This is a genomic window from Actinoplanes sp. NPDC021490 (assembly GCF_055562135.1).
Map to the genome: position 1 here is coordinate 23,628 of NZ_JBVHFW010000018.1, position 22,681 is coordinate 46,308.

The following is a 22,681-nucleotide window of genomic DNA, read 5'->3' on the forward strand; positions in this document are numbered from 1 at the left end:
GGTGACCGGCGACGCCCCTAGGCGATTTCGCGCCGATGCCGCCGCCCTCGGCGTCTTTCTGATGCTGGGCCTCGTCGTCATGGCGCAATATCTGACCGACCCGGACGGCCGCGTCGCCGCGCACCTGGCCATCGACAACACCTGGTTCGAATGGCTGCTCGCGCACGGCGCCTACTCCGTGCGTCATCTCAGCAATCCGCTGTTCTCCATGCGCCAGAACGTGCCCGACGGCGTGAACATGATGGCCAACACCTCCGTACTCGGCGTGACGATTCCCCTGGCCCCGCTCACCCTGCTGCTCGGGCCGAAGACCGTCTACGTCGTGTGGATCGTCGGCGCCTGTTGCGCCACGGCGGCCACCACCTACTGGGCGCTCGCCCGCCATCTGGTTCGTTCGCGCGCGGCCGCGTTCGCCGGGGGCGCCCTCGCCGGTTTCGCGCCGGGCGTGATCAATCACGCGAGCGGTCAGCCCAATTTCGTCTCCCACTTCCTCCTGCCGCTGATCGTCGTCAAAGTGTTGCGGCTCGGCGTGGACGGCCGCCGGTTCCGTGACGGTCTGATCCTGGGCCTGCTGGTGACGTGGCAGGTTTTCATCAACGAGGAGATGCTGCTGATCACGGCGGGCGCACTGGCTGTCGTGGTCGGCGTCTACGCCCGGCAGCGGCCCGAGGTGGCACGGGCCCGATGGCGTACGTTCGCAACGTCGCTCGCCGTGTGCGCCGTGGTGGTGTCCGCGCTGTGCGCCTACCCGCTGTGGATGCAGTTCGCCGGGCCGCAGAGCTACCGCGCCCTGCCGGACTTTCACTGGTGGGGCGAGGATGTGGCCGCCTTCGTCAGCCTGGCCCGCGACTCGGCCGGCGCGTTCGGCACCGAGCCGCCGTTCAGCCGCACCGAGCACAACAGCTGGTTCGGGTGGCCCCTGGCCGTCGTCGCCGTGCTGCTCGGGTTCCTGCTCTGGCGGGTCTCGGTCGCCGCGCGCATCGCGGCTGTCGTGGCGGTCGTCTTCGCGCTCGCCGCCCTCGGTCCCGAGATCAAGATCAACGGCCTTCCCACGTACGTGCCGGGGCCGTGGGCCTTGATCTCGGACCGCACGCCGGTGCTGGGCCTCATCATGCCGAGCCGTCTCTCGTACGCGGTGCTCGGCGCCGTTGTCGTGCTGGTTGCGCTCGGCTGGGAGCACGCACCCCGGTTCGCCCGGCTCGGGCGGGCCGTCATCGCCGCGTCCCTGCTTCCCCTGCTGCCCGTGCCGCTTCAGACCGTGCCCGACACGCGGCCCCCGGATTTCATCACCTCCGGCGCGTGGCGGCCCTATGTTCCGGCCGGCTCCACCCTCGTACCGGTGCCGTTGCCCGGCCTGGACCTGGGCCGCCCCACGCTTGGCTGGAGTGCCGTCGCCCGGCACGAGTTCGCCGTCCCGTGCGGCTATTTCCTCGGCCCCGACGAGCACGGCGTCGCCCGGATGAACCCGGCGGCCCGCGTCGTCACCGCCCAATTGTTCTACAAGGTCATGCTCACCGGCCGGGTGCCGCCGGTGACCGCCGAGATCCGCGGGTCCGTACGGGCCGACCTCCTCCGATGGAAAGCCGCCGTGGTCGTCCTCGGATCACCGCCCGCCGAGGCGCAGTTGAGGACGCTGCTGGTGGATCTGCTCGGGCCGGGCGAGCGGCGTTCCGACGTGTGGCTCTGGGACGTGCGCCGGCCCTGACGGCCCGGCCCCGGCCGGCCCGGACCGGCGAACCGGCGAACCGGCACATCGGCGCATCGGCGCACCGGTCAGCACAGAGCGTCGCGGTACCCCTTGATCTCCGCCTCGCCGGCCTGGTCGCCGGCTACCCGGGTGGCCATCTTGGTGATCGTCTTGCGCAGGTCGGAGCCCTGCCGTTCGAGATCCTGCAGCACGGTCCAGTTGCTGCTGCTCAGCAGGGCCTCGCGGGCCTCTTGCAGGGCACGGGTGTCGGTGCCCGCCTTGGCTCGCTGCCACTCGGTCAGCCAGCCGCACGCGGCCTGTTTCGACAGCGCCGTATCGAATTCGAGCGCCGTGGCGGTGGCCGGGATCTTGTCGAGCTCGGGGTCGTCCCAGGTCGGCGGCCTCGACAGGCCGCCGTTGGCGAAGAAGCGGTAGGCCCGGTCGCCCGCCTCGCCCCTGCGCGTGACGTCACCGGAGGCGGCGGCGCTCCACGCGTCGACGTCGACCGTCCGCAGACCGGCCAGGAACGTACGGAATCGGGCTCTGCTGAAGCCTTCGCCGCTGTCCATCGAGGCGAAGACTCCGTCGCTTTCGCGCGGTTCGGTCATCACCCGCAGGGAGCCGCCACCGTTGCCCACCATCCAGCCGGCGTAGTCGCCGATCTTCACCTTTTCCGCGCCCTTTTGCTTGTCCTGACGGCGGCCGGCGTACTCGGACTCGGGATACCACGACAAATTGATCATGGTGTCCGCCTTTTCCCACGCCATCTCGCCCATGTGATCGGCGAACGGCTCGAGGTGGATGATCTTCCAGCCCGGCTCGCCGATGAGGATGCGCGGACCTTCCTCGGCCGCCTTGCGCACCTTCTGCGGCTCGAGCAGCGAACCGGACCCGGGCGGCGGCGGGGCCACCGATACCGAGGGTGACGGCGACGGAGCAGCCGGGACCGGCGGCGGCGACGAGTTCCGGCCCACCGCGATCACGACGCCGACCGCGGCCACCAGCACGGCGGCGGCCACGCCCACGATCGCGAGCCGGTGGGCGGGCTTCCGGCGGGGCTCGGCCATGATCTGCGCCAGCAGCTCCTGGTCGGCGGCGAGGAACGGGCCAGGCCGGTACGGGTCGGCCTCGCGCAGCATCTGCTCGTGCGACTTGCCGGTCATCGCTGCTCCTTCGGGCCTTGCGCGGCCGCCACCGGGTCGGACGGTTCCACCAGTTCACGGAAACGGGCGCGGGCCCGCGACAGCCGGGTCCGCGCGACGGTGGGGCTGACCCCGAGGACGAGGGCCGCCTCGCGCGGTTCGAGCCCCTCCCAGAAGGTCAGCATCAGCACCTCACGGTCGGGCTCGGCCAGCCGCCCGAGCATGGCGCGCACCGAGAGCCGCTCCGGCACCTCGTGACCGGGATCTTGTGCGAAGGTGTCGCCGAGTCGCTGTCTCAGCCGTTCGCCGAGCTGCTCCCGGCGCACCCCGCCGCGATGGTGGTTGGCCAGCACCCGGCGGGCGACGCCGTACAGCCACAACGTCGCCTCGTCCCCGTCCGGCATCTGCCGGCCACGCCGCCACGCGATGAGGAACGTCTCCGCGATCACGTCCGCCGCGTCCGCCGGTTGATCGACCCGCCGCAGCGCGTACGCCAGCAGCGGTTCGAACGAATCCTGATAGACCCGGCGGAAGCGGTCCTCGTCGTCGTTGCCCACGTAACTTCCTATGTCCGGCTGCGGCCACATCGTGACAGGCCCGCGGGAAAAGACTGCAAAGATCCCCCGATTGTTTTCACAGGTGCCCGATTCCACCCGGCCAGTGACATTGATGTCCATGGATGCGTACTCTGACTACGCCCTGGTAAGCGCTTACCCGGGCTCAGGAAGGCGCCGCGCGCCTCCACCGACACGTGGCGCCGCACCCCCCACGTACGGAGGAAACAATGCCCGCAAGAAAGCGTCGCAGGACGCTGATCTCCGCTCTCTCGGCCGGCGTCCTCATGGTCGGCGGCGTGCTCGCCACCGGCCAGGTCGAGGCGTCGGCCGCCGAAAGCAGCCCGGTCGGTTTCGCCAGTCTCAACGGCGGCACCCCGGGTGGCTCGGCCGGCACCGTGGTCACCGTGACCTCGGCGTCCGCCCTCAAGTCCGCGCTCAGCGCCAGCACGTCGCAGACCGTCCGCGTCAGTGGCCTGATCTCGATCTCCGGCATGTACAGCGTGGCATCGAACAAGACGGTCATCGGCGTCGGATCGGGCTCGGGCATCACCGGCGGCGGCCTCAACCTGTCCGGCGTCAAGAACGTGATCATCCGGAACCTGGTGTTCCGCAACGCGAGCGACGACTCGATCAACGTGCAGAGCAGCACGACCAACGTGTGGATCGACCACAACGACCTGGCCAACGGCTACGACGGCCTGATCGACATCAAGCGCGGGTCGGACTTCATCACGGTGTCGTGGAACCGGCTGCACGATCACGACAAGTCGATGCTGCTCGGTCACGACGACGGGAACGGCTCGCAGGACCTCGGCCACCTGCGCGTGACCTACGTGCACAACTGGTTCGAGGGCACCAACCAGCGGCACCCGCGCGTGCGCTTCGCCAACCCGGTGCACGTGCTCAACAACTACTACAGCAACATCGGCTCGTACGGGGTGGCGTCCACCGAGAACGCGGGCGTCTTCGTCGAACGCAACTACTTCGAGAACGTGAAGAACCCGACGGTCACCCAGACCGGCGACTCGGACCCGGGCAACATCAAGGTCCTGAACAACTACCGGGTCAATTCCGGCACTGAGCAGGTCCGCAACGGCGCCTCGGTCGCGGCGATCCCCTACTCGTACAGCCCGGAAGCCAACAACACCGTGAAGGCCACCGTGACCGCCGGGGCCGGAACCGGCAAGATCTAGCCCGTACGGCTTCCCGCCCGCACGTGGGAGGACGGGAAGCCGCCGGCCGCCAGCGGGACCCGGACCGGTCACCGTCCGCCACTTCCGCGACCCGGACGCACCGGGCCAGGGCGGCGACCATGTCGTGTCCCTTCAGGACTGGTCGCGGATCGCGTCGACGTCGCCGGCGAACAGGCCGGTCGGGTCGGCACCGTGGCGGATGCGCTCGACCCGGACGCGGGTGTGGTCGTCCAGCGTCCGTTGCCGCTGGTCGAAATGGTCGATGAAGGTGGGGGCGGTGTATCCGGTCCGGAACGGCTCGACGGCCGACCTGACCGCGGCCAGAACCCTCGCGGTGTCCGCACCGGCCAGACCGACGGCGTGATAGAGCAGCGGCGCCGCGAGACGGTCCAGGGCGCCGCCGTCCGTCACCGGATCGGCGAAGGCGCCGCCGAGCTGACGCAGCTCGAGCGCGAGCAGGCCCGGTCCGGCGTTCAGGATCCGGGCCCAGCCGGTGTCGTCGATCTCGTTGAGCAGCGCGGAGTCCGACCGGAAGGCCACCGGCTGCGGCGGGTCGAGGTGGGTCAGCGGAAGGGCCAGCGGTGAGGCCGGCGCCCAGGTGCTGGTCAAGGGCGGGTCGAGCGCGGACAGCATGTCGTCCACCAGGCGCCGCGCGGCCGGCAGGTCTGACTCGGCCGGGACGGCGGCGGCGCCGTCGAGGGCGAGCACCCGGCGCCCGTCCCGGGACAGCAGGCGCAAGGTGGTGGTGATCTCCGGCGGGGCGTTGCGGGCCCACTTCTGCCAGAGCGGGGCCAGCCGGGACGCGTCGGCGGGGTCCCAGACCGCCATGCCGGTGACGACGCTGTGCATGGGCATCAGGTCGATCTCGGCCTCGACCACAACACCGATCCCGCCCCCACCGCCACGCAGCGCCCACAGCAGATCCGGGCGGCGCGTGGCGCTGGTCTCGACGACCTCGCCGTCGGCCAGAACCACGGTCAACGAGCGGACCCAGTTCGCGGCGAGGCCGAAGCGGCGGCCGTAGAAGCTGATTCCGCCGCCGAGCAGATAGCCGATGACCCCGACGGTCGACGACGAGCCGTGCACAGCGGTGAGCCCGTGCCGGACCAGCTCGGGCAGGACGTCGCCCCACGTCCGGCCGGCGGGCACCCGGGCCGTCCGGGCCGCCGGATCGACCCGTACGGGAGCCTCGATCCGCGGACGCAGCAGCAGCGAACCGGTCAGCGGGGCGGTGCGGCCCATCGCATGGCCGGTGGTGGTCACTCGCAGCGGCCGGCCCGCCCGGCGCGCGGCGGCGACGGCGTGGACGACGTCACCGACGGAACGGGCGGTGAACGCCCCGTCCGGGTCGACCGGCGCCGCGAGCTGGAAGGAGGCGCCGGCCCGGGCGTACTCGGCGGTTCCGGGCGGATGGAACGGGGCGATCCCGGCGCCGGTCACCGGAGTTCCGGAGTCTCCGCGGCGATGACGACCTTGCCGTGCAGTTCACCCGCGCCGGCCCGCGTGTGGACGGCCGGCAGCTCGGCCAGCGGCACCCGCTCGGCCACCTCGACGCGCAGCTCACCCCGGTCGATCAGCTCGACCAGATGCGCCAGCTGCCCGGCATCGCTGCGAACGAACAGATCGATTCCCCGTACGCCGCGCGCCTCGTCGCTGGGCGCGGGCATCCACACCGTGGTGTTGACCAGGACCCCGCCCGTACGAATAAGCGTGAGCAAAGCGGCCAGCCCGGTCGGCTCGATCGGCGCCAGATTGAGCACCACATCGACCGGCTCACGCACCGCCGCGTTCACCTCCGTGCTCGTGTGATCGATGACCTCGTCCGCGCCCGCGATCTTGGCCCGGTCGACGCTGAGCGGGCCGCCCACGGCGATCACGTACGCCCCGGCCTGCTTGGCCAGCTGCACCGCATAACCCCCGACCGCCCCGCCCGCGCCGTTGATCAGCACCCGCTGCCCGGCCGTCAGCTTGGCGTGATCGAACAGCGCCTGCCAGGCGGTCAGCCCGACCAGAGGCAGCGCGGCCGCGTCGGCCAGGGCGATGCTCGCGGGCGCCCTGGTCAGGATCTCGGCCGGGGCCAGAACGTACTCGGCAGCAGCGCCGACTCCCGCCATCGGCAGGAACCCGATGACCCGATCGCCCTCGGCCGGCCCGGTCACGCCGGAACCCAGCGCTTCGACCGTGCCCGCGACGTCGATGCCGGGCGTATGCGGCAGCGTCACCGGGATCGGCCCCTGCATGAACCCCGCGCGGATGTTGCCGTCGACGCCGTTGAACGAGGTCGCGGCGACCCGGATCAGAACCTGCCCGGCGCCGGGAACGGGCTGCTCGACGTCCTCGTATCGAAGGACACTCGGGTCGCCGTACTCGTGGAAACGAACTGCCTTCATCACGAACTCCTTTGTGCGCCCCGTGTTGGGCTGCTCCAGCCTGGCGCGATCGGAAATCCGGTTGAAGGCCGTACTTATCCACGGACAAGTCGTCCGGGTCTAAAGATTCTGCAGCTTCTCGTGGCTCGGGGTGCCGGGCAGCGCCGAGAAGACCAGCAGCTCCTGGCCCTGGTCGGGGTCGACCAGCCGCTGGGCGTACAGCTCCATCTCGCCCAGCTCGGGATGGCAGTACCGCTTGAGGTCGAGATGGTGGTTGATGTCCACCTCGTGGCGCCGCCAGACCTCGGCGAACTCGGGGCTGACGGCCAGCAGCGCGGCGACGATCTCGCCGGCGCGGCCCTCCGGGTCGGCCGTGTAAGCCGCCCGGATCTCCGAGGCGAAGACCCGACCCCGCTTGTCGTGGTCCTCGGGCGGATAGAGCGCGCGCTGCGCCGGGTCGGTGAACCAGCGGTAGACCAGATATCGCGACCATCCGCTGAACCGGGTGTAGTCACCGAGCAGGGCCACCGCGGGCCGGGTCTGCAACAGGGCCTCGCCGAAGCGCGACAGCACCAGCGCCGGCGTGTCGGCCAGCCGGTCGGCGACCCGCCGCATCGTGGGGCTGACCACCTGGTCCTCGTCCGCCGCCCGCCGCGGCGCCGAGTGGCCGCCGAGCGTGAACAGGTGGTCCCGTTCGCTCAGGCCGAGCTGGAGGGCCCGGGCGAGCGCGGCCAGCATCGGCTCCGACGGCACGGGGCCGCGCTGCTGCTCGATCCGGCCGTAGTAATCGGCCGACATGCCGGCCAGCGCCGCGACCTCCTCCCGCCGCAAACCCCCGGTACGCCGCCGCGGCCCGCGGGGAAGCCCGACGTCCTCCGGTTGCAGCGCCTCGCGCCGGGACCGGAGAAAGTCCGCCAGCAGTGCCCGGTCCATGTCTGTTCCCCAGCCTTCCGCGTCCGACCGGCCGACCGGGACGTGCGGCGGCCGGGCCGCACGACCGCCCGATCGGCCGGATCAACCTTATCGAGCGGACCGGATCGGCAATTCGCGCAGGCCCCGGGCCCTTCTCCAATCCGGGACATCGACACTTGCATGATCCTTGTAACCTCTGCCCGGCCGGGTCGTATCGCGTTTCCCCGGCCGTCCGAAGAAAGTCTGGCAAAGGGGTACAAGTGGCGTCACGCAGAGTGGCCGGAACGGGTGCGGTGGCGATGCTCGCTGCGGTGCTCTGCGGGTGTGATTCGGGCGAGGCATCCGTGACGACGCCCGGGCTCGAGGCCCGCGGCACGGTGCTCACCACGGTCAAGCCCACCCGGCAGGACCTGAGCAACCAGATCAGCCTGTCCGGCTCGGTCACGATCAACCCGGTCTTCGGCATCGTCGCGCCGACCGACGGCGAACTGCGTTACCTCGACAAGAGGCCGTCGGCGGTCCCGGCCGTACGGCCGAAGTGGGTGGCAACGGTCTGGGACGACGACGGGGCCCCGCGCCGCGTGATGATCCCGCAGGGCTCGATCCTGGCCGGCCGGCTCATGGACGACCGCGCCGACGTCGCGGCCGGCATGCCGATCATCTCGGCCAAGCACTCCGGTTACGGCATCGTGGCCGAGATCGAGAGCGCCCAGGCGTACCGGATCTCGGGCGCCGTCACCAACGTTCGCGCGCAGATCAAGAACGGGCCAGGACCTTTCGCCTGTACGGCGCTGGGCACCATCGCCGCGCTGCCGGCCGGCTCGATTCCCGAGCCCCCGCCGCCCACCACCCAGCCGACGAACGGCCCGTCCGGCGCTCCCCCGGTCGCCGAGGCCCCGCAGCAGGAGGACACCGGCGGCAGCGACGGTTCCGAGGCCACCGGCATGCGGCTGGTCTGCGTGCCACCGAACAGCGTCAAGCTGATCAACGGCGCCCAGGTGACGCTGCAGGTGATCACCGCGAAGGCGGCCAAGGTCATGGTGCTGCCGGTCGAGGCGGTGGCCGGTGTGCAGGGCAAGGGCAAGGTCGACATCGTCGGCCCCGACAAGCAGCGCAAGACGGTCGACGTGGTGCTGGGCCTGACCGACGGCAAGGTCGTGCAGATCAAGTCGGGGCTCAAGGGCAACGAGACCATCGCCGTGCCCGGCCCCGACCTGCCCGCCGCCGCGCCCGGCGCGGAAGGTGCCGACGGCGGCATGAAGGGCCCCAACGGATGACGGCCCTGATCGAGCTCGAGGGCATCACCAAGGTTCTCAAGGGCCAGGAGCAGCCCCGCACGATCCTCGACGGCGTCGGCCTGACCGTCGACCGGGGCCAGAGCGTCGCCATCGTCGGGCGTTCCGGCTCGGGCAAGAGCACGCTGCTCAGCGTCATCGGCCTGTTCGACCGGCCCGACTCGGGCAGCTACCAGCTCGACGGTCAGGAGATCGCCCGGCTGCCCGAGCGCCGCGCGGCCAAGCTGCGCAGCTCCCATTTCGGGTTCGTGTTCCAGCGGTTCTTCCTGCTCAAGCATCTGACCTCGGCTCAGAACGTGGCGATGGCGCTGGTCAACGGCCAGGGCTGGCTGCCCCGGCGGCAGCGGCGCATCCGGGTGATGGAGGCGCTCGAGCAGGTCGGCATCGCCCATCTGGCCAAGAGCCGGCCGGCCAAGATGTCCGGCGGCGAGCAGCAGCGGGTGGCGATCGCGCGGGCCCTCGTACGGGACCCGAAGATCTTGCTGGCCGACGAGCCGACCGGCGCGCTCGACACCGAGACGGGCGCCCTGGTCATCGACGCGCTGCTGGCGGCCACCGACCGCGGCTGCGGCCTGATCCTGGTGACACACGACCGTGATCACGCGGCGCGGATGGGCCGCATCCACGACCTCGTCGACGGCGTGCTGACCGAGCGGGTGATGGCCCGATGAGGCGCCTGTCCGGACGCTTCCGGTCCGCCATGATCATCGGCATTCAGGGCATCCGCGCCCGCAAGCTGCGCACCCTGCTGTCGATGATCAGCCTGTTCCTCGGCGTGCTGGCCGTCGTGGTCGTGCAGGCCGGCGCGAGCATCGCCGAGCGCGCGCTGCTGGCCGACCTCGAAGTCACCCAGGGCTACGACGGCACCCGGGTGATGGAGATGCCGCTGCAGCAGGAGGCGACCGAGATGGTCACGGCCACGGTCGACGGGCGCGACGACGCGGTGGCCATGCTGGCGGTCAGCGGCATCGTCGGCGAGCCCGGCGTGCTGCCGGTCAACCCCGGCGGCGCCCCGCTCGACCAGGACTGGGGCCCGGCGATGGTCTGCAACGACCAGGGCTGCGAGCCCGCGCCGGGCGTGAAGGGGCAGGCCGTCGAGGTGCGGCTGACCGCGCTGTCCGGCGACGTCCGCAAGTTCCGGCCGTACCGCACGGTCTCGGGTCAGTGGCTCGACTTCTCGCGGGTGCCCGCGATGTCGCCGCGGCTGGTGCTCAACCAGCCCGCCGCCAAGGCGTTCGAGCAGTACCGGGTGCCGGCCGAGATGCGCGTCGGGGGCGCCGCGGCCAACGTCACGCCCCAGTTCGTCGGCGTGATCGACGACGGCGACGTGCAACCCCGGGCCTACGTACGCCTGGACGAGCTCACCACCTGGCTGCCGCCCTCGCGCATGTCCGACCCCAACACCGGCGGCGAGATGCGCCTGCTGATGACCAAGGGGTCGCCGGTCGAGCCGGTCGTCGCCTCGAAGCTCAAGGCCCTCGGCAACGATCCGTACGCCTACACCGTCGAGTCCCGCAAGGAACAGGAGAAGCAGCTCACCCTGATGCGGCTGGTGTTCTTCTCGATGGCCGGGCTGGTGCTGCTGATCGGCGTGGCCGGCATCCTCAACGTCGGCCTGGCCACGGTCGGCGAACGCGTCGAGGAGTTCGCGCTCCGCCGCGCGGTCGGCACCCCACGCTCGTTGCTGGCCGGCATCGTGCTCGCCGAGACGTTACTGACCGGCTTGTTCACCGCGGCCGCCGCGATCGGGGCCAGCGCGGCCGCCCTCAAGGTGGTGACCATGCTGGTCGGCAGTTCCCAGCCGATCCTGCGCGACGTCCAGTTCCCGTGGGAGGCGGGCGTGGCCGGCATCATCGCGGGCATCGTCGCCGGAATCCTGGGCGGTTTCGTACCCGCCCTGCGCGCGGCCGGCATCCCGATCGCCACGGTGATGCGCGCCTAGGCTGTTCGTCATGGACGTCAACGCCTATCTGACGCGGATCGATCTGGCCCGGCCGCCCACTCCCGACGCGGCCGGGCTGTGCGAGCTGCACCGGGCCCACCAGCGGACCGTCCCCTTCGAAAACCTCAGCATCCACCTGGGCGAACGCATCTCGCTGGCCCCCGGCGACCTCTTCGACAAGATCGTGCGGAGGCGCCGGGGCGGCTTCTGCTACGAACTCAACGGGCTGTTCGCGATCCTGCTCGAGGAACTGGGCTTCGGCGTCGAACGGGTCGGCGCGCGCGTGCACGGCGACCGGCTGGGCCCGCCCTTCGACCACATGGCCCTGCTGGTGACCACCCCCGGCGGAGACGGCCCGTGGCTGGCCGACGTCGGTTTCGGCCGGCACAGCACCGACCCGCTCGACTTCCGCAGCCGCACCCCCCAACCCGATCCGGGCGGCGTCTTCACCATGATCGACGTTCCGGGCGGCGACGACGTGGACGTCACCATGAACGGCAAACCGCAATACCGGATCGAACGCCGGACGCGCACCCTGACCGACTTCGCCCCCACCTGCTGGTGGCACTCGACGTCCCCCGACTCCCATTTCGGCAACGGCCCGGTCTGCTCCCGCATGGACGGCGACGGCCGAATCTCCCTGAGCGGCCGGACGCTCATCCGCACACACGACGGCCGGCGCGAGGAAACCGTGCTCGACACCGACGACCAGGTGCAGACGGCGTACCGGCAGAACTTCGGAATCACCCTGGACCGGGTGCCCACTCCTCCGCGGCGCCTCGGGGCTCCTGCCTCGCGCGGTTCGGGCCGCGACTCACCGCCAGTTCGCTGCTGAAACTGTCTCTGCTCGCGCGTCGGTAGTTCGTGCCTCCGCCCTTCCGCGCACGTGAGCCTCCCCGGCCGAGGCTATTGCTGTCCAGCCCAGACCGAGGAACATCGCGACCCTTTCCAGCAGACCGCTCGGGTTGCCCGGCAGCACACCGGAGGCGTCGAGCAGCACCAAAATGGAGGCGGCGATGAACGTCACCGTCATGACCGCGGCGACCGCGTAGGCCACTGCCGCGCGACCAAGCAACGCCGCCGCCCCGACCCCGGCAACGCCGAGCGTGATCGCCACGATCTGGTGCACAAGCCCGACCACCGTGTGGGTCGGTTCGACGCCGGGCGGATAGCCGATGCCGGCGTCGGTCGGAAGCGCGGCGAGACCAACCATGCTGATGCCACACCAGGCGACAAGCGCGACGGCCGTCTTCCGGAGCGGCCGGTGGCGCGGATCTTGGCGGCGCACGCTTCCCACCCCGGAGTGGCGCAGGCCACGTGCATCGGCGCGGGTGCGGCGCAGGCCGCGTGCATCGGCGCGGGTGCGGCGCAGGCCGCGTGCATCGGCGCGGGTGAGGCGCAGGCCTCGTGCATCGGCGCGGGTGCGGCGCAGGCCCTCGGCGCCGGCTAGCAGCCAGAGGCCGCACAGGGTCAGGTTGAGGTCGTTGAGCCAGCCGCCGGGGCCGAGTGACAGCTGGCTGACCCAGTTGCGGCTGGAGTCGTAGCCGGGGCGCAAGAAGCCCGCCACGGTCACGAAGGCGATCATCTGGACCGCGGCCACGGCGCAGCCCAGCGGCAGCAGACGAGCAACGCGGGCCGGGACCGCGGCGCAGCCCAGCAGCAGCAGACGGGCAACGCGGGCCGGGACCACATTTTGCAGCCTGCCACCCGGTTGCAAGAACGGTTCCGGCCGAGCCACAAGGACCGCCGCGATCTGCCTTGTCATCACTGCAGCCCGGACGCGCCTGTCCACACTAGACTCCGCGGAATGACGGAGCTCGATACCGGCGTCCCCCACTCCGCCCGGGTCTGGAACTACTGGCTCGGCGGCACCGACAACTTCCCGGCCGACCGTGCGGTGGGCGACGAGTTCGCCAAGCTCTATCCCGACATCGTCGTCGTGGCCCGCAGCTCCCGGGCGTTCCTCAAGCGCGCAGTCACCTATCTGGCCGCCGAGGAGGGCGTACGCCAGTTCCTCGACGTCGGCACCGGCATCCCCTCGGCCGAGCACACCCACCAGGTCGCCCACGCCGTGGCACCGTCGGCGCAGGTCGTCTATGTCGACAACGATCCGCTGGTGCTGGCCCACGCCCACACCGTGCTGGCCGGCGAGGCCGTCTACGTCGACGCGGACGTGCGCGATCCCGGCTCGATCATCGCGTCGTCCGGCCTCGACCTGTCCCGCCCGGTCGGCCTGATCATGATGAACATCCTCGGCCACATCCCCGACCCGGACGAGGCCGTGACGATCGTGCGCACCCTGATGGACGCCCTGCCGTCCGGCAGTTTCCTGGTGACCGCCGACGGCACCAACGTCCTGGACGGTCCCGCCTTCACCGCGGCCATCGACGTCTGGAACGCCAACGCCCCGCTCTCCTACCACCTGCGGCAACCGGCCGAGCTGGCCCGTTCTCTCGAGGGCCTGGAAGTGCTCGAACCCGGCCTGGTGCCGTGCGCCCGCTGGCGCCCCGCGCCGCATGCCGGACCGGACGAGCTGCGAGAGACCGACGAGTACGGTGCGGTGGCCCGGAAGCCCTGATCTTCGTTCGCCTGACGGGTTCGGTGGACCGGGCCGCCGGACGAGTCCGGTAAGCCTGGACCGCCGAACAGGAGCGGTAAGCCGGGGCCGTCGAACAGGAGCGGTAAGCCGGGGCCGTCGAACAGGAGCGGTAAGCCGGGGCCGTCGAACGACACCCCGTGCCCCGGACCATCGGAGGAGCACTCTGGGGCGCGGCGGTCAACGAGTTCGGGAGGCCCTGGCCGTTCCACGAGGCCCCGGGGCGGCGACCGTCGAGTGAGCCCATGGGCCTGGACCGTCCAACTGGTTCGCTGGGCCGGGACCGTACAACAGCCGCCCCGCGTTCTGTTCTGGCGAATCTGCAGTGCCGGTCGCTCCACGACAACTTTCTGATCGCAGAGCTCATCGCGCTTTGCGGGCCGCCTCAGATCTCGTTCCTTGCGTTTGCGGGCGGTGGCGCCGCGGGCGGGAAAGGGCCGGGTTTGAGCAACCCCTCGGGGGCTTGCTGGAGGGGACGACGCGTACGTTGGCCGAGGTTTGGATTTGAGGGTTTTGGCAGGCCGGACGGGTAAATGACTCGTCCGGCCTGCCTGCAGCTAGCGGGCCGTGGCGTAGGCGGCGGAGCCGATCAGTTCGAGCGAAACCTGCAACCGCTCCAGGCTGATGTTCTTGGCGATGGTGTCCTCGGGGCTGTGGTACGGCGGTTCCAGCAGCGCGGGCGACTCCTCGCCGCGCCACGAGAAGTTCGCCGCGGCGATGCCTACCTCCTGGAACGACTGGTGGTCGGACGAGCCGCGCAGCGTGACAGGGCTGATCCGCGGCTGGTAGCCGAGCCGGGTGGCGGCCGCGGTGACCTCGTCGGTGGCGCGGTTGGCCAGACCGTCGAACGACAGCAGCCAGTAGCGCGTGGCCGGATCCCAGCTGGTGGCGACCATGTCGTTCTGGTAGACGGCCAGGATGCGGTCGCGCTCGGCCTGCGGCAGCTGGGCCACGTAGTAGCGCGATCCGATCAGTCCCTGCTCTTCCGAGCCCCAGAGTGCGAACCGGACCTGCGCGTTCGTCGGCAACTTGCGCAGTGCCCGGGCCAGTTCGAGGCACAGGACCGTGCCCGACCCGTCGTCGTTGGCGCCGGGCGCGCCGATCACCGTGTCGTAGTGTGCGCTCACCATCACAACCGGCCCGGTGGACGAGCGGCGGGGCTGGTTGGCGATGACGTTGTTCGAGGTCAGGCCGCGGTGAGCCGTCGTCGAAAGGGTCAGCGACAGCTTGCGGGCGGCGAGCAGCGCGCGTAGGCGGTGCTTCTGGGCCTGGGCCACGCCGACGACTGGGATGGGCGCGGGAGTGGCGGCCAGGCCGGGCAGCTGCGGGCTGAACGCCGAGGCCCGGCGCGGCTCGACCAGATCGGCCGGCAGGAAGATCACCGCGGCGGCCTGGCGGGCCACGGCCAGGGCGACGACCGTCTCGCGGGTGGCGGCCACGTAGTCGATCAGCAGGATCTTGCCCTTGACGTCGGCCGGGTAGTCGGCCTCGCCGCCCAGCTTGGCGTCGAGCACGTCGCCGCGCACCTTGACGTCGAGCGCCGCGTGCGGTGAGGCGCCGCACTGCCAGTTCAGATCGTTCGGCAGGCCCCGAGGCGAGCCGAGCTGGGCCAGGAACTTGTCGGCGACCGGGAACGGCTGCAGCTCGACGTCGTAGCCGAGCCGGTCGAGCACGCCGGCGAGGTAGCCGGCCGCGACCCGCTCGGACCGGGTGCCACCGATGCGCGGCCCGATGCCGATCGACAGCACCTTGAGGTGCTCGAGGGCGCGCTCCGCCGACACCCGCTTCGCCACGTCGATGTCGTGGCCGGTCAGCGTGGGCGGCAACGCGGCGCCGGGCCGCTGCCCGGTGGCGCCCCAGGCGGGCGCCGGAAGCGCGACGGTGGCCGCTCCGCCCAGCGCGATGGAAAGCATGCGCCTGCGGCTCACCGATGACCGGCGCGATTGCGTGTCCAAGGTTCCTCCTCGTCGATCCGGCTCGTGATCCGGCAAGGACGGACGGCCCTGGTCAGGCCGACGATCCCCGTTGACAAGCAACCTAGGGGTGAAATCGCAGATCTTCAATATTGACACCGATGAAGGCAGGCGAGGCTCCCGCGATCCCATCGTGATCGCGGGAGCCTCCGGGCGCAGCCGGATGAGGATGATTCAGCCCCGAACAGCGTTTGCCGGCGGCATGCGCGCAAAGTGAGCGAACGTGCATGCCGTCAGCAGCCACCGAACGCCGCTGCGTGCTTCATGCGCGAACTGAGCGAATGTGCGCGCGGTCAGGCTCCGAACGCCGCTGCGTGGTCGTGTGCGAACTGGGCGAACGTGCGCGGTTCGTGGCCGGTCAGGCGTTGGACCGTGTCGGTGGTGCCGGCCATGCTGCCCGCGCGCTGGGATCGGAAGATGGCCACGATCGCGTCGGCCAGGAACGGTGGCAGGCCCTGGTCGGTCAGAGCGGCGCGGGCCTGGTCGTCGTGGACGTTCACGTACGGCACCGTACGGCCGAGAACGCGCGACAACGTTTCGGCGACCTGCGCGAAGGTGATCGCCTCGGGTCCGGTCAACGTGTAGGTCGCGCCCTCGTGGCCGTCGCCGGTCAGGATCGCCGCCGCGCAGGCCGCGACGTCGCGCGGGTCGATGAACGAGATCGCGGCCTCCCCGGCCGGCGCGAAGATGGTGCTCGCCGGGGCGTACGCGAAAAGGTTGGTCATGAAAGTGCGCGGTCTGAGCGACACGTGCGCAATGCCGGACGCGGCCAGATGCTTTTCGATCCGGCCGTGCCACTGCTCGAAGATGAGCGGCGACTGCACGTTCGCGTCCGGGCCGGACAGTTTGACGATCAGTTTGACCCCGGCCGTGACGGCGGCGTCTATGGCCGCGCATTCGAAGTCGACCTGTTCGGGCACGTTCGCGCAGGCCAGGAACAGCCGGTCACCGCTGGAGAAGGACAGGTCACGGCCGACCGCGTGCACGTCCGCGCCACGTTCGCTCAGGAAACGAACAACATGCGCGCCGACATTGCCGGTCGAACCGGTCACGAGAATGGTCATCGGGTGCCTCCAAGGCTGGGTTTGATGTTGGGGTTGAGACGGAACACGTTGTCCGGATCCCAGCGGTCCTTCACCGCCGTGAGCCGCGAGAGCCTTCCCCCGTACGCGGTGCCGGGGTCCTCGTCGGACAGGAAGGCGGCGTACTGACCTTCGGCGTACGGGCGTAGCCGCTGCCAGCCGGCCCGCACCCAGGCGCGGTGCTCGTCGCCGGCGGAACCGGACCAGTTGGCGATCAGGCGCAGTTCGAAACCGGGCGTACGCGGTCCGACCGCGGTGGCGTCCGGACCGACCCGGCTCGCCGCGCCGCCGATCACCCAGCCGTTGAGCAGCGACTGCGGCGTGGGCAGCGTCGCCACCAGGTCGATCACGACGTCGAGCGCCGGGTCGGGCAGGCCGGGCAGCTTGTGCGAGCGCCAGTAGGAGGACAGCCCGGGCGAGGCGGCCAGGTCGAGAAGCGACTGCACGGCCCGGTACGGCATCGGCCGCACAAAATCGGCGAGCGGCGCGCCCAACGCCCGCAGTGGCGCCAGCACCCGCTCCCCGGCCGCGGGGTCGCCGCACCACACCGGGAGCAGCCCGAGCACCGGCGTACCGGCGAGCCCCGGGACCGGCGCCGACTGCGTGGCGATGAGCGCGACGCCCAGTTCGTCGGGAGCGTCGGGTGCCCATTCGCGCAGAAAGCGCAGAACCGTGCGCGCACGATCGAGCGGCCAGAAGATCGGTCCGCCGAGCACCATCGGTCCGATCGGGTGCACGTCGTAGTCGAACGCGGTGACGATGCCGAAGTTGCCTCCGCCGCCGCGCAGAGCCCACAGCAGGTCGGCGTCCGCGCGTACGAGATCGCCCTCGGCCGTGACGAGCGAAGCGCCGCGCAGATTGTCCGCGCTCAGCCCGAACTTGCGCATCAAGTGGCCGAACCCGCCGCCCAGCGTGACGCCCGCGATGCCGGTCGAGCTCACCGAGCCGCCCGTGGTCGCCAGCCCGTGCCGCTGGGTCGCCAGGTCGAACTCGGCCCAGGTCAGCCCGCCTGCCGCCCGCGCGGTCCCGGTCGCCGGATCGACTCGGACGGCCTTCATCGGGGACAGATCGATCGTCAGCCCGCCGTCGGCGACGCTGTAGCCCTGCACGGAGTGGCCGCCGCCGCGCACCGCGATCGTCAGGTCGTGTTCACGGGCGTACCGGACGGCGGTCCGCACGTCGTCGGCCCCCGCGCACCGCGCGATCAGGGCCGGGTGCCGGTCGAAGGCGCCGTTCCAGACACGCCGGGCCTCGTCGTAGCCCTCCTCGCCGGGCCGGAGCAGTGCGCCGCGGAAGTCGCCGCGCAAGGTAAGAGATGATGTGGTCATGCCGGGCAGCGTGCGCCGGCGTGCGTTCCGTCAGCGTTCCGCCAGAATCGCGCGGGCCTCGTCGTCCCAAATGAGCACTCCGTCGGCCAGCAAACGCTCAGCCGTTGCACGTTTCTCCACCCGTGACCCGATCGCCCGGGCCGCCTCCAGCCGCAGGCGCAGCAGCATGGCCGGCACCCCGGGCGCGGTAAAACGCGCAGGATCGCTCAACGCGGCGTCGATACGCGACAGGTCATGTCCGTCGAGGTAGCCGTTCAGCGCCTCGGCGAAGATCCGGATCGGCCCCGCGTCGAGGTGCAAACTGGTCAGCTCGGCCGCATGCTCGCGCAGCGCCTCGTGATCGCCGAGGTCCAGATCGCACAGCGAAGCGAACAACAACGCACCGCCCAGAGTGAACGGATGGCCGCCCATACGCGCAAGTTCGAGCGCTCGTTCGCGCAGTCGCCGGGCCTCGTCCGCCGCGCCCAGCCGCACGCGCACATGGGCCAGCCGCACCAGGCACAGAACCTGAGGATCTTGCCCGTACGCGAGCAGATGGGCCGTCCGGTTCGCGGGGCGATAGCGGTCGAGCGCCGCCGACAGATGCTCGCCGGCCTCGACCGTGCGGGCCCGCCAGGCCGCCGCCACGCCCCGCACGAAGTCGCCCTCGACCGCGAGCACGTCGTCGTCCGCACCGAGCGCGCGCAGCTCCGCGCCATGCCGGAGAGCGGCTTCGAAATCGCCGCGCGACAGCACGGCCATCGCCTGAGCGCGCAGCAGGGGTGCGGCCGGTGCGGGCCCGGCGATGGCCAGCGCCCGGTCGAGCACCTGGCGGAGCCGCGGGGACGCGTAGCCTTCGGCCGAACTGAGCGGCCCCGGCACGAGGGTCAGCACATCAAGTTCACGGTCCTGCCCCCGTACGAGATCGGCCGCTCTCAGCAGCAGCCCGGCCGCCTCGGCATCGGCGTAGACGCGCTGGGCGGCCTGCGCGGCGCGCACGAACCAGCCCGCCGACTCGTCACGCGCGCCGGATTCGAGCAGATGCACGGCGATCCGCCCGGCCACCGCGTCCACGTCCGGCGAGTTCTGCAGCGCCCGGGCGATCAGTGCGTGATGGTGGCGCCGAAGAGCGGGCGAGAGCATCCCGTACGCAGCCTCGCGCAGTTTGTCGTGACTGAACTCGTACGTTTCGCCGCCGCCGGTGACCAGGATCTGCCGGCGCCACAGCTCGTCGAGCCCGGCCGCCGCGTCCGCCGGGAACACCGAAACGGGCATCGACGAGCCGGCCGCCGCCGCGATCCCGGCCAGCTCGAGCGCGCCCGGCGACAGCTGCCGCAGCCGAGCCTCGAGCACCGCCTGAACGCGCGGGGTCGGGAACGACTGCGGACCCGCGCGCAGCGCCTCCACCACGAACAGCGGGTTCCCGTCGGTCTCGGCGTGCAGCCGGTCGGCCTCCGGCGTGTCGAGCCGGTGCCCGAGCCGCTCGGCCAGCGCAGCGGTGGCATCCCGGCCGAGCCGTTCGAGGGGCAGGTCGGTGCGGCGGTCGAGCAGCCTGAGCCCGTCGAGCAGGGTGCGCGCCGGGTGCCCGGGGTCGATCTCGGCGAGACGGGCAGTTGCCACGACGAGAAGCGGGCCGGGCGACCCGCGTACGAGAAAGTGCAGGAACTGGCAGGTAGCAGGATCAGCAGCGTGCAGGTCGTCGGCGACGAGCAGCAACCCGCCCGCCGGCGGCCGCAGAGCACGCATCATGGCCTCGAACAAGCGCAGCCGGGCGGCAGGGTCGGGCGCCATGTCCGGCGCAGGCAGGAATGAGCCGAGCGCGGCATGGTCGGTCGCGTCGTTTTGCCCGGACAGCAGCGGGGTGAGCGCAGCGCGATCGGGCCCGACGTCCCGGTCGACCTCCCCGAGTGTGAGCAGGGCTCGGTCGGTCGGGGCGTCGCGTTCAGGCAGCAGCGGGGCCGGCGTTGGCGGGTCGGGCCGGGCCTTTGGTTCGTGTGGTGGCTGGGCGGCTCTGGACGATGGCCAGCGATGAGCGAGCGGTGATCGATCGGGCGGGGCGATCAGTTCCGGCAACAAGGGCGCGAGTGTGGTCGGATCTAGGCGGCCGACGCCGAGTTCGCGCAACCAGGCGACGATCGGCGCATATGCGAGTACGCCCTCGGCCGGGTAGGACCGGGCCGACGCGGTCGCTGCGCCCTGCCGCGCGGCCCAATGCCGGAACTCCTCGGCCAGGCGCGACTTGCCGATTCCGGGCTCGCCGCTGATCAGGACCAGGTGCGCCCCCCTGTTCTCGCGCCACAACCGGATGAGGCGTCGGCGCTCGTCGTCGCGGGCGACGAACGCGCTGCGGCGGGGCGCTTCGACGGTCGTGGGCACCAGACCGGCGTACAGGGAAAGGGTTTCCTCGGATGGCGTGACGCCCAGCTCGTCGCGCAATGTGGCTGCGCATTCATGGAAGGTTCGGACGGCTCGCGCACGATCGCCCATTGCGGAGTACAGGCGGATCAGTGCTCGATAGGGCTCCTCGGACAGTCGATCGAGTGCGCGATATTGCTCGGCATAGTGGATCCCGTCGTGATCGAGCATGGGTACCAGTCGTGCGAGCACTTCGGTCATCCGGCGGCGGCATTCGTCCCGGCCCTCGAGGACCCAGTCGTCGTACCAGCCTTCGAGCAGGTCACCCCGGTACAGGTCGGCGGCTGCGCGCAGTTCGTCCACGGTGTCGCCGTGCAGCGCGGCCACGTCCACATCGATGTCGCTCAACGTGAGCGTTTGTGGCGTTGCGCGCAAGTGCGCATCGATGCCTGGGACCGCGGCGCGCAAAGTGTGCAACACATGTCGCAGGTTTGTGCGCGCTTGCCGCTCGGTCGAGCCGGGCCAGAGAGCCGAGGCCAACTGCGTTTTCCCGTACGGGGCCCGGCCGCGCAACGCCAGGAAGGCGAGCACGGCCTGAGCCCGTACGGACGTGAGCGTCACCGGCTCTCCCCCGGCGCGCAGCTCGAAAGCGCCGAGCAGCCGCAGCTCCAGCATGGCGCCATCGTCGCCCGGCGCCCGCCTTTACGCCAGCGCCCTACGCGTCAGTTCTTCGACGCCGGGGCCGCACGCGTCCGGCCATTGCATCGCGCCGTGCTCCTGGTCCGGAGCCCTGCTCGACCGGACTTGCGCCGGAGCCGTGCGAATCCGGACTGTTGCATCCCGCGCCATACTCGTCCCAACTCCAACGCCCGGCGCCAAACGCGACCCACCCTTTACGCCCGGCGCGCCGTACACGTCCGGACTCTCGCGCCCGGCGCCAAACGCGACCCAACTCTTACGCCGGAGCGCCGTGCACGTCCGAACTTCTGCGCGTGACGCTGCACGCCTATCGGAACTTCGGCGGTTTTTACGCGAGTGACGTGTGCGCGGGGGGCGGGGTGTGCGGGCCGGGCTCGGGCTCGTCGGGTTTGGAGTCTTCGCCCGGGGGTTCGGTGCCGGGCGATTGGCGGTCGGGGGTTGGTTCGCCGTCCGGGTGGTGGACCAGGTAGCGCACGGCGGTGTTCAGTACGGCCAGCAGCGGTACGGCGATCAGGCCGCCTACGATGCCGGCCAGCACCACGCCGGACGCGATGGCCAGGATGACGGCTAGGGGGTGCAAGGCCACGGCGCGGCCCATGATGAGCGGCTGCAGGACGTGGCCCTCCAGCTGCTGTACGGCGATGACGACGCCGAGCAGGATCAGTGCCTTCACCGGGCCTACCGTCACCAGCGCGACCAGGACGGCGACGGCGCCGCTGACCGTTGCACCGACCACGGGGATGAACGCGCCGAGGAAGACTAGCGCGGCCAGTGGCAGGGCGAGTGGGACGCGCAGCGCGAACAGGCCGATGCCGATGCCGATGGCGTCGACGAACGCCACCAGGACGGTGGCATGCACGTACGCGACCAGCGTGTGCCACGAGTAGTGGCCGGCGCGCGCGGTTCGCACCTGGGCGCCCTTGGGGAGGAGACGGCAGATGAAACGCCAGATCTGGTCGCCGTCGCGCAGGAAGAAGAACAACGTGAACAGCGTGAGGAAGAAGCCGGTGCCGACCTCGCCTACCGTGGTTGCCGTGGTCAGTGCGCCTGAAGTGAGCGCGCCCCGGTTCTCGGTGATCGAACGCTGGGCCTGGGCGATGTAGTCCTCGATCTGCTGCTGCGAGATGTGCAGCGGGCCGCGGGCCAGCCAGTCCTGCACCTCGCGGACACCGTCGCCGACCTGGTCGCTGAGCGTGCCGACCTGGGAGACGAACGTGTTGATGATCAGACTGAGGCCGCCGAAGACCAGGATCAGGGCGGCCACCAGAACCAGTGCCGCTGACAGCGAGCGGCCCATGCCGCGTTTGCGCAGCCAGGCCGCGACCGGCTGGAACAGGGCGGCCAGCAGTACGGCCACCAGCACCGGGATGATCACCAGGTCGAGGTGGGCGATGATCCGCAGCAGGATCCAGCCTACGGCTACGAACAGCAGGAGCCGCCAGGACCACGCGCCGGCTACCCGTACCGGCCGGGGCAGCCCGTCCTCGTCGCGCGGCGAGGCGTCGACCATTACCACCGGGGTGGGGCTCTCCATCGCAACATCACCGGGGAACGGTGGTGGCCCGAAGCCTT

18 protein-coding genes are annotated in these 22,681 nt (G+C 71.0%); 7 read left to right on the forward strand and 11 right to left on the reverse strand.

The genetic code is table 11. The features are described 5' to 3' along the window. The first annotated feature begins 1 nt into the window (after position 1). Positions 2 to 1,705 (forward strand): DUF6311 domain-containing protein, encoded by a 1,704-nt coding sequence (locus ACZ3I4_RS36360; protein ID WP_465386633.1) that lies wholly within the window; start codon positions 2 to 4, stop codon positions 1,703 to 1,705. Between the two features lie 68 nt (positions 1,706 to 1,773). Here the strand turns inward: ACZ3I4_RS36360 and ACZ3I4_RS36365 are convergent, their stop codons facing one another. Beyond that, positions 1,774 to 2,850, reverse strand: a complete 1,077-nt coding sequence (locus ACZ3I4_RS36365) for a hypothetical protein (protein ID WP_465386634.1) — start codon at positions 2,848 to 2,850, stop codon at positions 1,774 to 1,776. Next, a complete protein-coding gene (locus ACZ3I4_RS36370; protein WP_465386635.1) occupies positions 2,847 to 3,386 on the reverse strand; it encodes an RNA polymerase sigma factor in 540 nt (179 codons plus the stop codon). Before ACZ3I4_RS36370 ends, ACZ3I4_RS36365 begins: the two co-directional genes overlap by 4 nt. Before the next feature lie 227 nt (positions 3,387 to 3,613). Here ACZ3I4_RS36370 and ACZ3I4_RS36375 point away from each other — a divergent pair, with 227 nt between their 5' ends. Then, positions 3,614 to 4,579 (forward strand): pectate lyase family protein, encoded by a 966-nt coding sequence (locus tag ACZ3I4_RS36375; protein ID WP_465386636.1) that lies wholly within the window; start codon positions 3,614 to 3,616, stop codon positions 4,577 to 4,579. Between the two features lie 132 nt (positions 4,580 to 4,711). Here ACZ3I4_RS36375 and ACZ3I4_RS36380 read toward each other — a convergent pair whose 3' ends face one another. The 3 genes from ACZ3I4_RS36380 to ACZ3I4_RS36390 form a co-directional block, all read right to left on the reverse strand. Continuing rightward, entirely contained in the window at positions 4,712 to 6,019 is a 1,308-nt protein-coding gene (locus tag ACZ3I4_RS36380) for an FAD-binding oxidoreductase (protein ID WP_465386637.1), read from the reverse strand. Next, positions 6,016 to 6,969, reverse strand: coding sequence for an NADP-dependent oxidoreductase (locus ACZ3I4_RS36385; protein ID WP_465386638.1), 954 nt, complete (start codon positions 6,967 to 6,969; stop codon positions 6,016 to 6,018). The genes ACZ3I4_RS36380 and ACZ3I4_RS36385 overlap by 4 nt, the downstream gene beginning before the upstream one ends. Before the next feature lie 99 nt (positions 6,970 to 7,068). After that, entirely contained in the window at positions 7,069 to 7,881 is an 813-nt protein-coding gene (locus tag ACZ3I4_RS36390; RefSeq protein WP_465386639.1) for a helix-turn-helix transcriptional regulator, read from the reverse strand. Between the two features lie 239 nt (positions 7,882 to 8,120). Between ACZ3I4_RS36390 and ACZ3I4_RS36395 the strand changes: the two genes are divergently transcribed. From ACZ3I4_RS36395 to ACZ3I4_RS36410, 4 genes are read left to right on the forward strand one after another with little or no spacing between them, the layout of a single operon-like run. Then, positions 8,121 to 9,137 (forward strand): efflux RND transporter periplasmic adaptor subunit, encoded by a 1,017-nt coding sequence (locus ACZ3I4_RS36395; protein ID WP_465386640.1) that lies wholly within the window; start codon positions 8,121 to 8,123, stop codon positions 9,135 to 9,137. Next, complete coding sequence (locus ACZ3I4_RS36400; RefSeq protein WP_465386641.1) at positions 9,134 to 9,826, forward strand: ABC transporter ATP-binding protein; 693 nt, start codon at positions 9,134 to 9,136, stop codon at positions 9,824 to 9,826. The genes ACZ3I4_RS36395 and ACZ3I4_RS36400 overlap by 4 nt, the downstream gene beginning before the upstream one ends. Beyond that, complete coding sequence (locus tag ACZ3I4_RS36405) at positions 9,823 to 11,097, forward strand: ABC transporter permease (protein WP_465386642.1); 1,275 nt, start codon at positions 9,823 to 9,825, stop codon at positions 11,095 to 11,097. The genes ACZ3I4_RS36400 and ACZ3I4_RS36405 overlap by 4 nt, the downstream gene beginning before the upstream one ends. Positions 11,098 to 11,107: 10 nt before the next feature. After that, positions 11,108 to 11,932 (forward strand): arylamine N-acetyltransferase family protein, encoded by an 825-nt coding sequence (locus tag ACZ3I4_RS36410; protein ID WP_465386643.1) that lies wholly within the window; start codon positions 11,108 to 11,110, stop codon positions 11,930 to 11,932. Here ACZ3I4_RS36410 and ACZ3I4_RS36415 read toward each other — a convergent pair. Next, positions 11,912 to 12,787 (reverse strand): DUF998 domain-containing protein, encoded by an 876-nt coding sequence (locus ACZ3I4_RS36415; RefSeq protein ID WP_465386644.1) that lies wholly within the window; start codon positions 12,785 to 12,787, stop codon positions 11,912 to 11,914. The two genes, ACZ3I4_RS36410 and ACZ3I4_RS36415, sit on opposite strands and share 21 nt — an antisense overlap. 117 nt (positions 12,788 to 12,904) lie before the next feature. Between ACZ3I4_RS36415 and ACZ3I4_RS36420 the strand changes: the two genes are divergently transcribed. Continuing rightward, positions 12,905 to 13,675: an SAM-dependent methyltransferase gene (locus ACZ3I4_RS36420; protein ID WP_465386645.1), complete on the forward strand. Its 771-nt coding sequence runs from the start codon at positions 12,905 to 12,907 to the stop codon at positions 13,673 to 13,675. 575 nt (positions 13,676 to 14,250) lie between these two features. Here ACZ3I4_RS36420 and ACZ3I4_RS36425 read toward each other — a convergent pair. The 5 genes from ACZ3I4_RS36425 to ACZ3I4_RS36445 all read right to left on the reverse strand — a co-directional run bounded on the left by ACZ3I4_RS36425 (position 14,251) and on the right by ACZ3I4_RS36445 (position 22,643). Further along, positions 14,251 to 15,606 (reverse strand): M20/M25/M40 family metallo-hydrolase, encoded by a 1,356-nt coding sequence (locus ACZ3I4_RS36425; protein WP_465386646.1) that lies wholly within the window; start codon positions 15,604 to 15,606, stop codon positions 14,251 to 14,253. 353 nt (positions 15,607 to 15,959) lie between these two features. Then, on the reverse strand, positions 15,960 to 16,730 hold the full coding sequence (locus ACZ3I4_RS36430) for an SDR family oxidoreductase (RefSeq protein WP_465386647.1): 771 nt from the start codon (positions 16,728 to 16,730) through the stop codon (positions 15,960 to 15,962). Continuing rightward, complete coding sequence (locus tag ACZ3I4_RS36435; RefSeq protein ID WP_465386648.1) at positions 16,727 to 18,076, reverse strand: FAD-binding oxidoreductase; 1,350 nt, start codon at positions 18,074 to 18,076, stop codon at positions 16,727 to 16,729. Before ACZ3I4_RS36435 ends, ACZ3I4_RS36430 begins: the two co-directional genes overlap by 4 nt. A 30-nt stretch (positions 18,077 to 18,106) precedes the next feature. Then, entirely contained in the window at positions 18,107 to 21,085 is a 2,979-nt protein-coding gene (locus ACZ3I4_RS36440; protein WP_465386649.1) for an ATP-binding protein, read from the reverse strand. Between the two features lie 352 nt (positions 21,086 to 21,437). Then, positions 21,438 to 22,643: an AI-2E family transporter gene (locus tag ACZ3I4_RS36445; RefSeq protein WP_465386650.1), complete on the reverse strand. Its 1,206-nt coding sequence runs from the start codon at positions 22,641 to 22,643 to the stop codon at positions 21,438 to 21,440. Between the last annotated feature and the right edge of the window lie 38 nt (positions 22,644 to 22,681).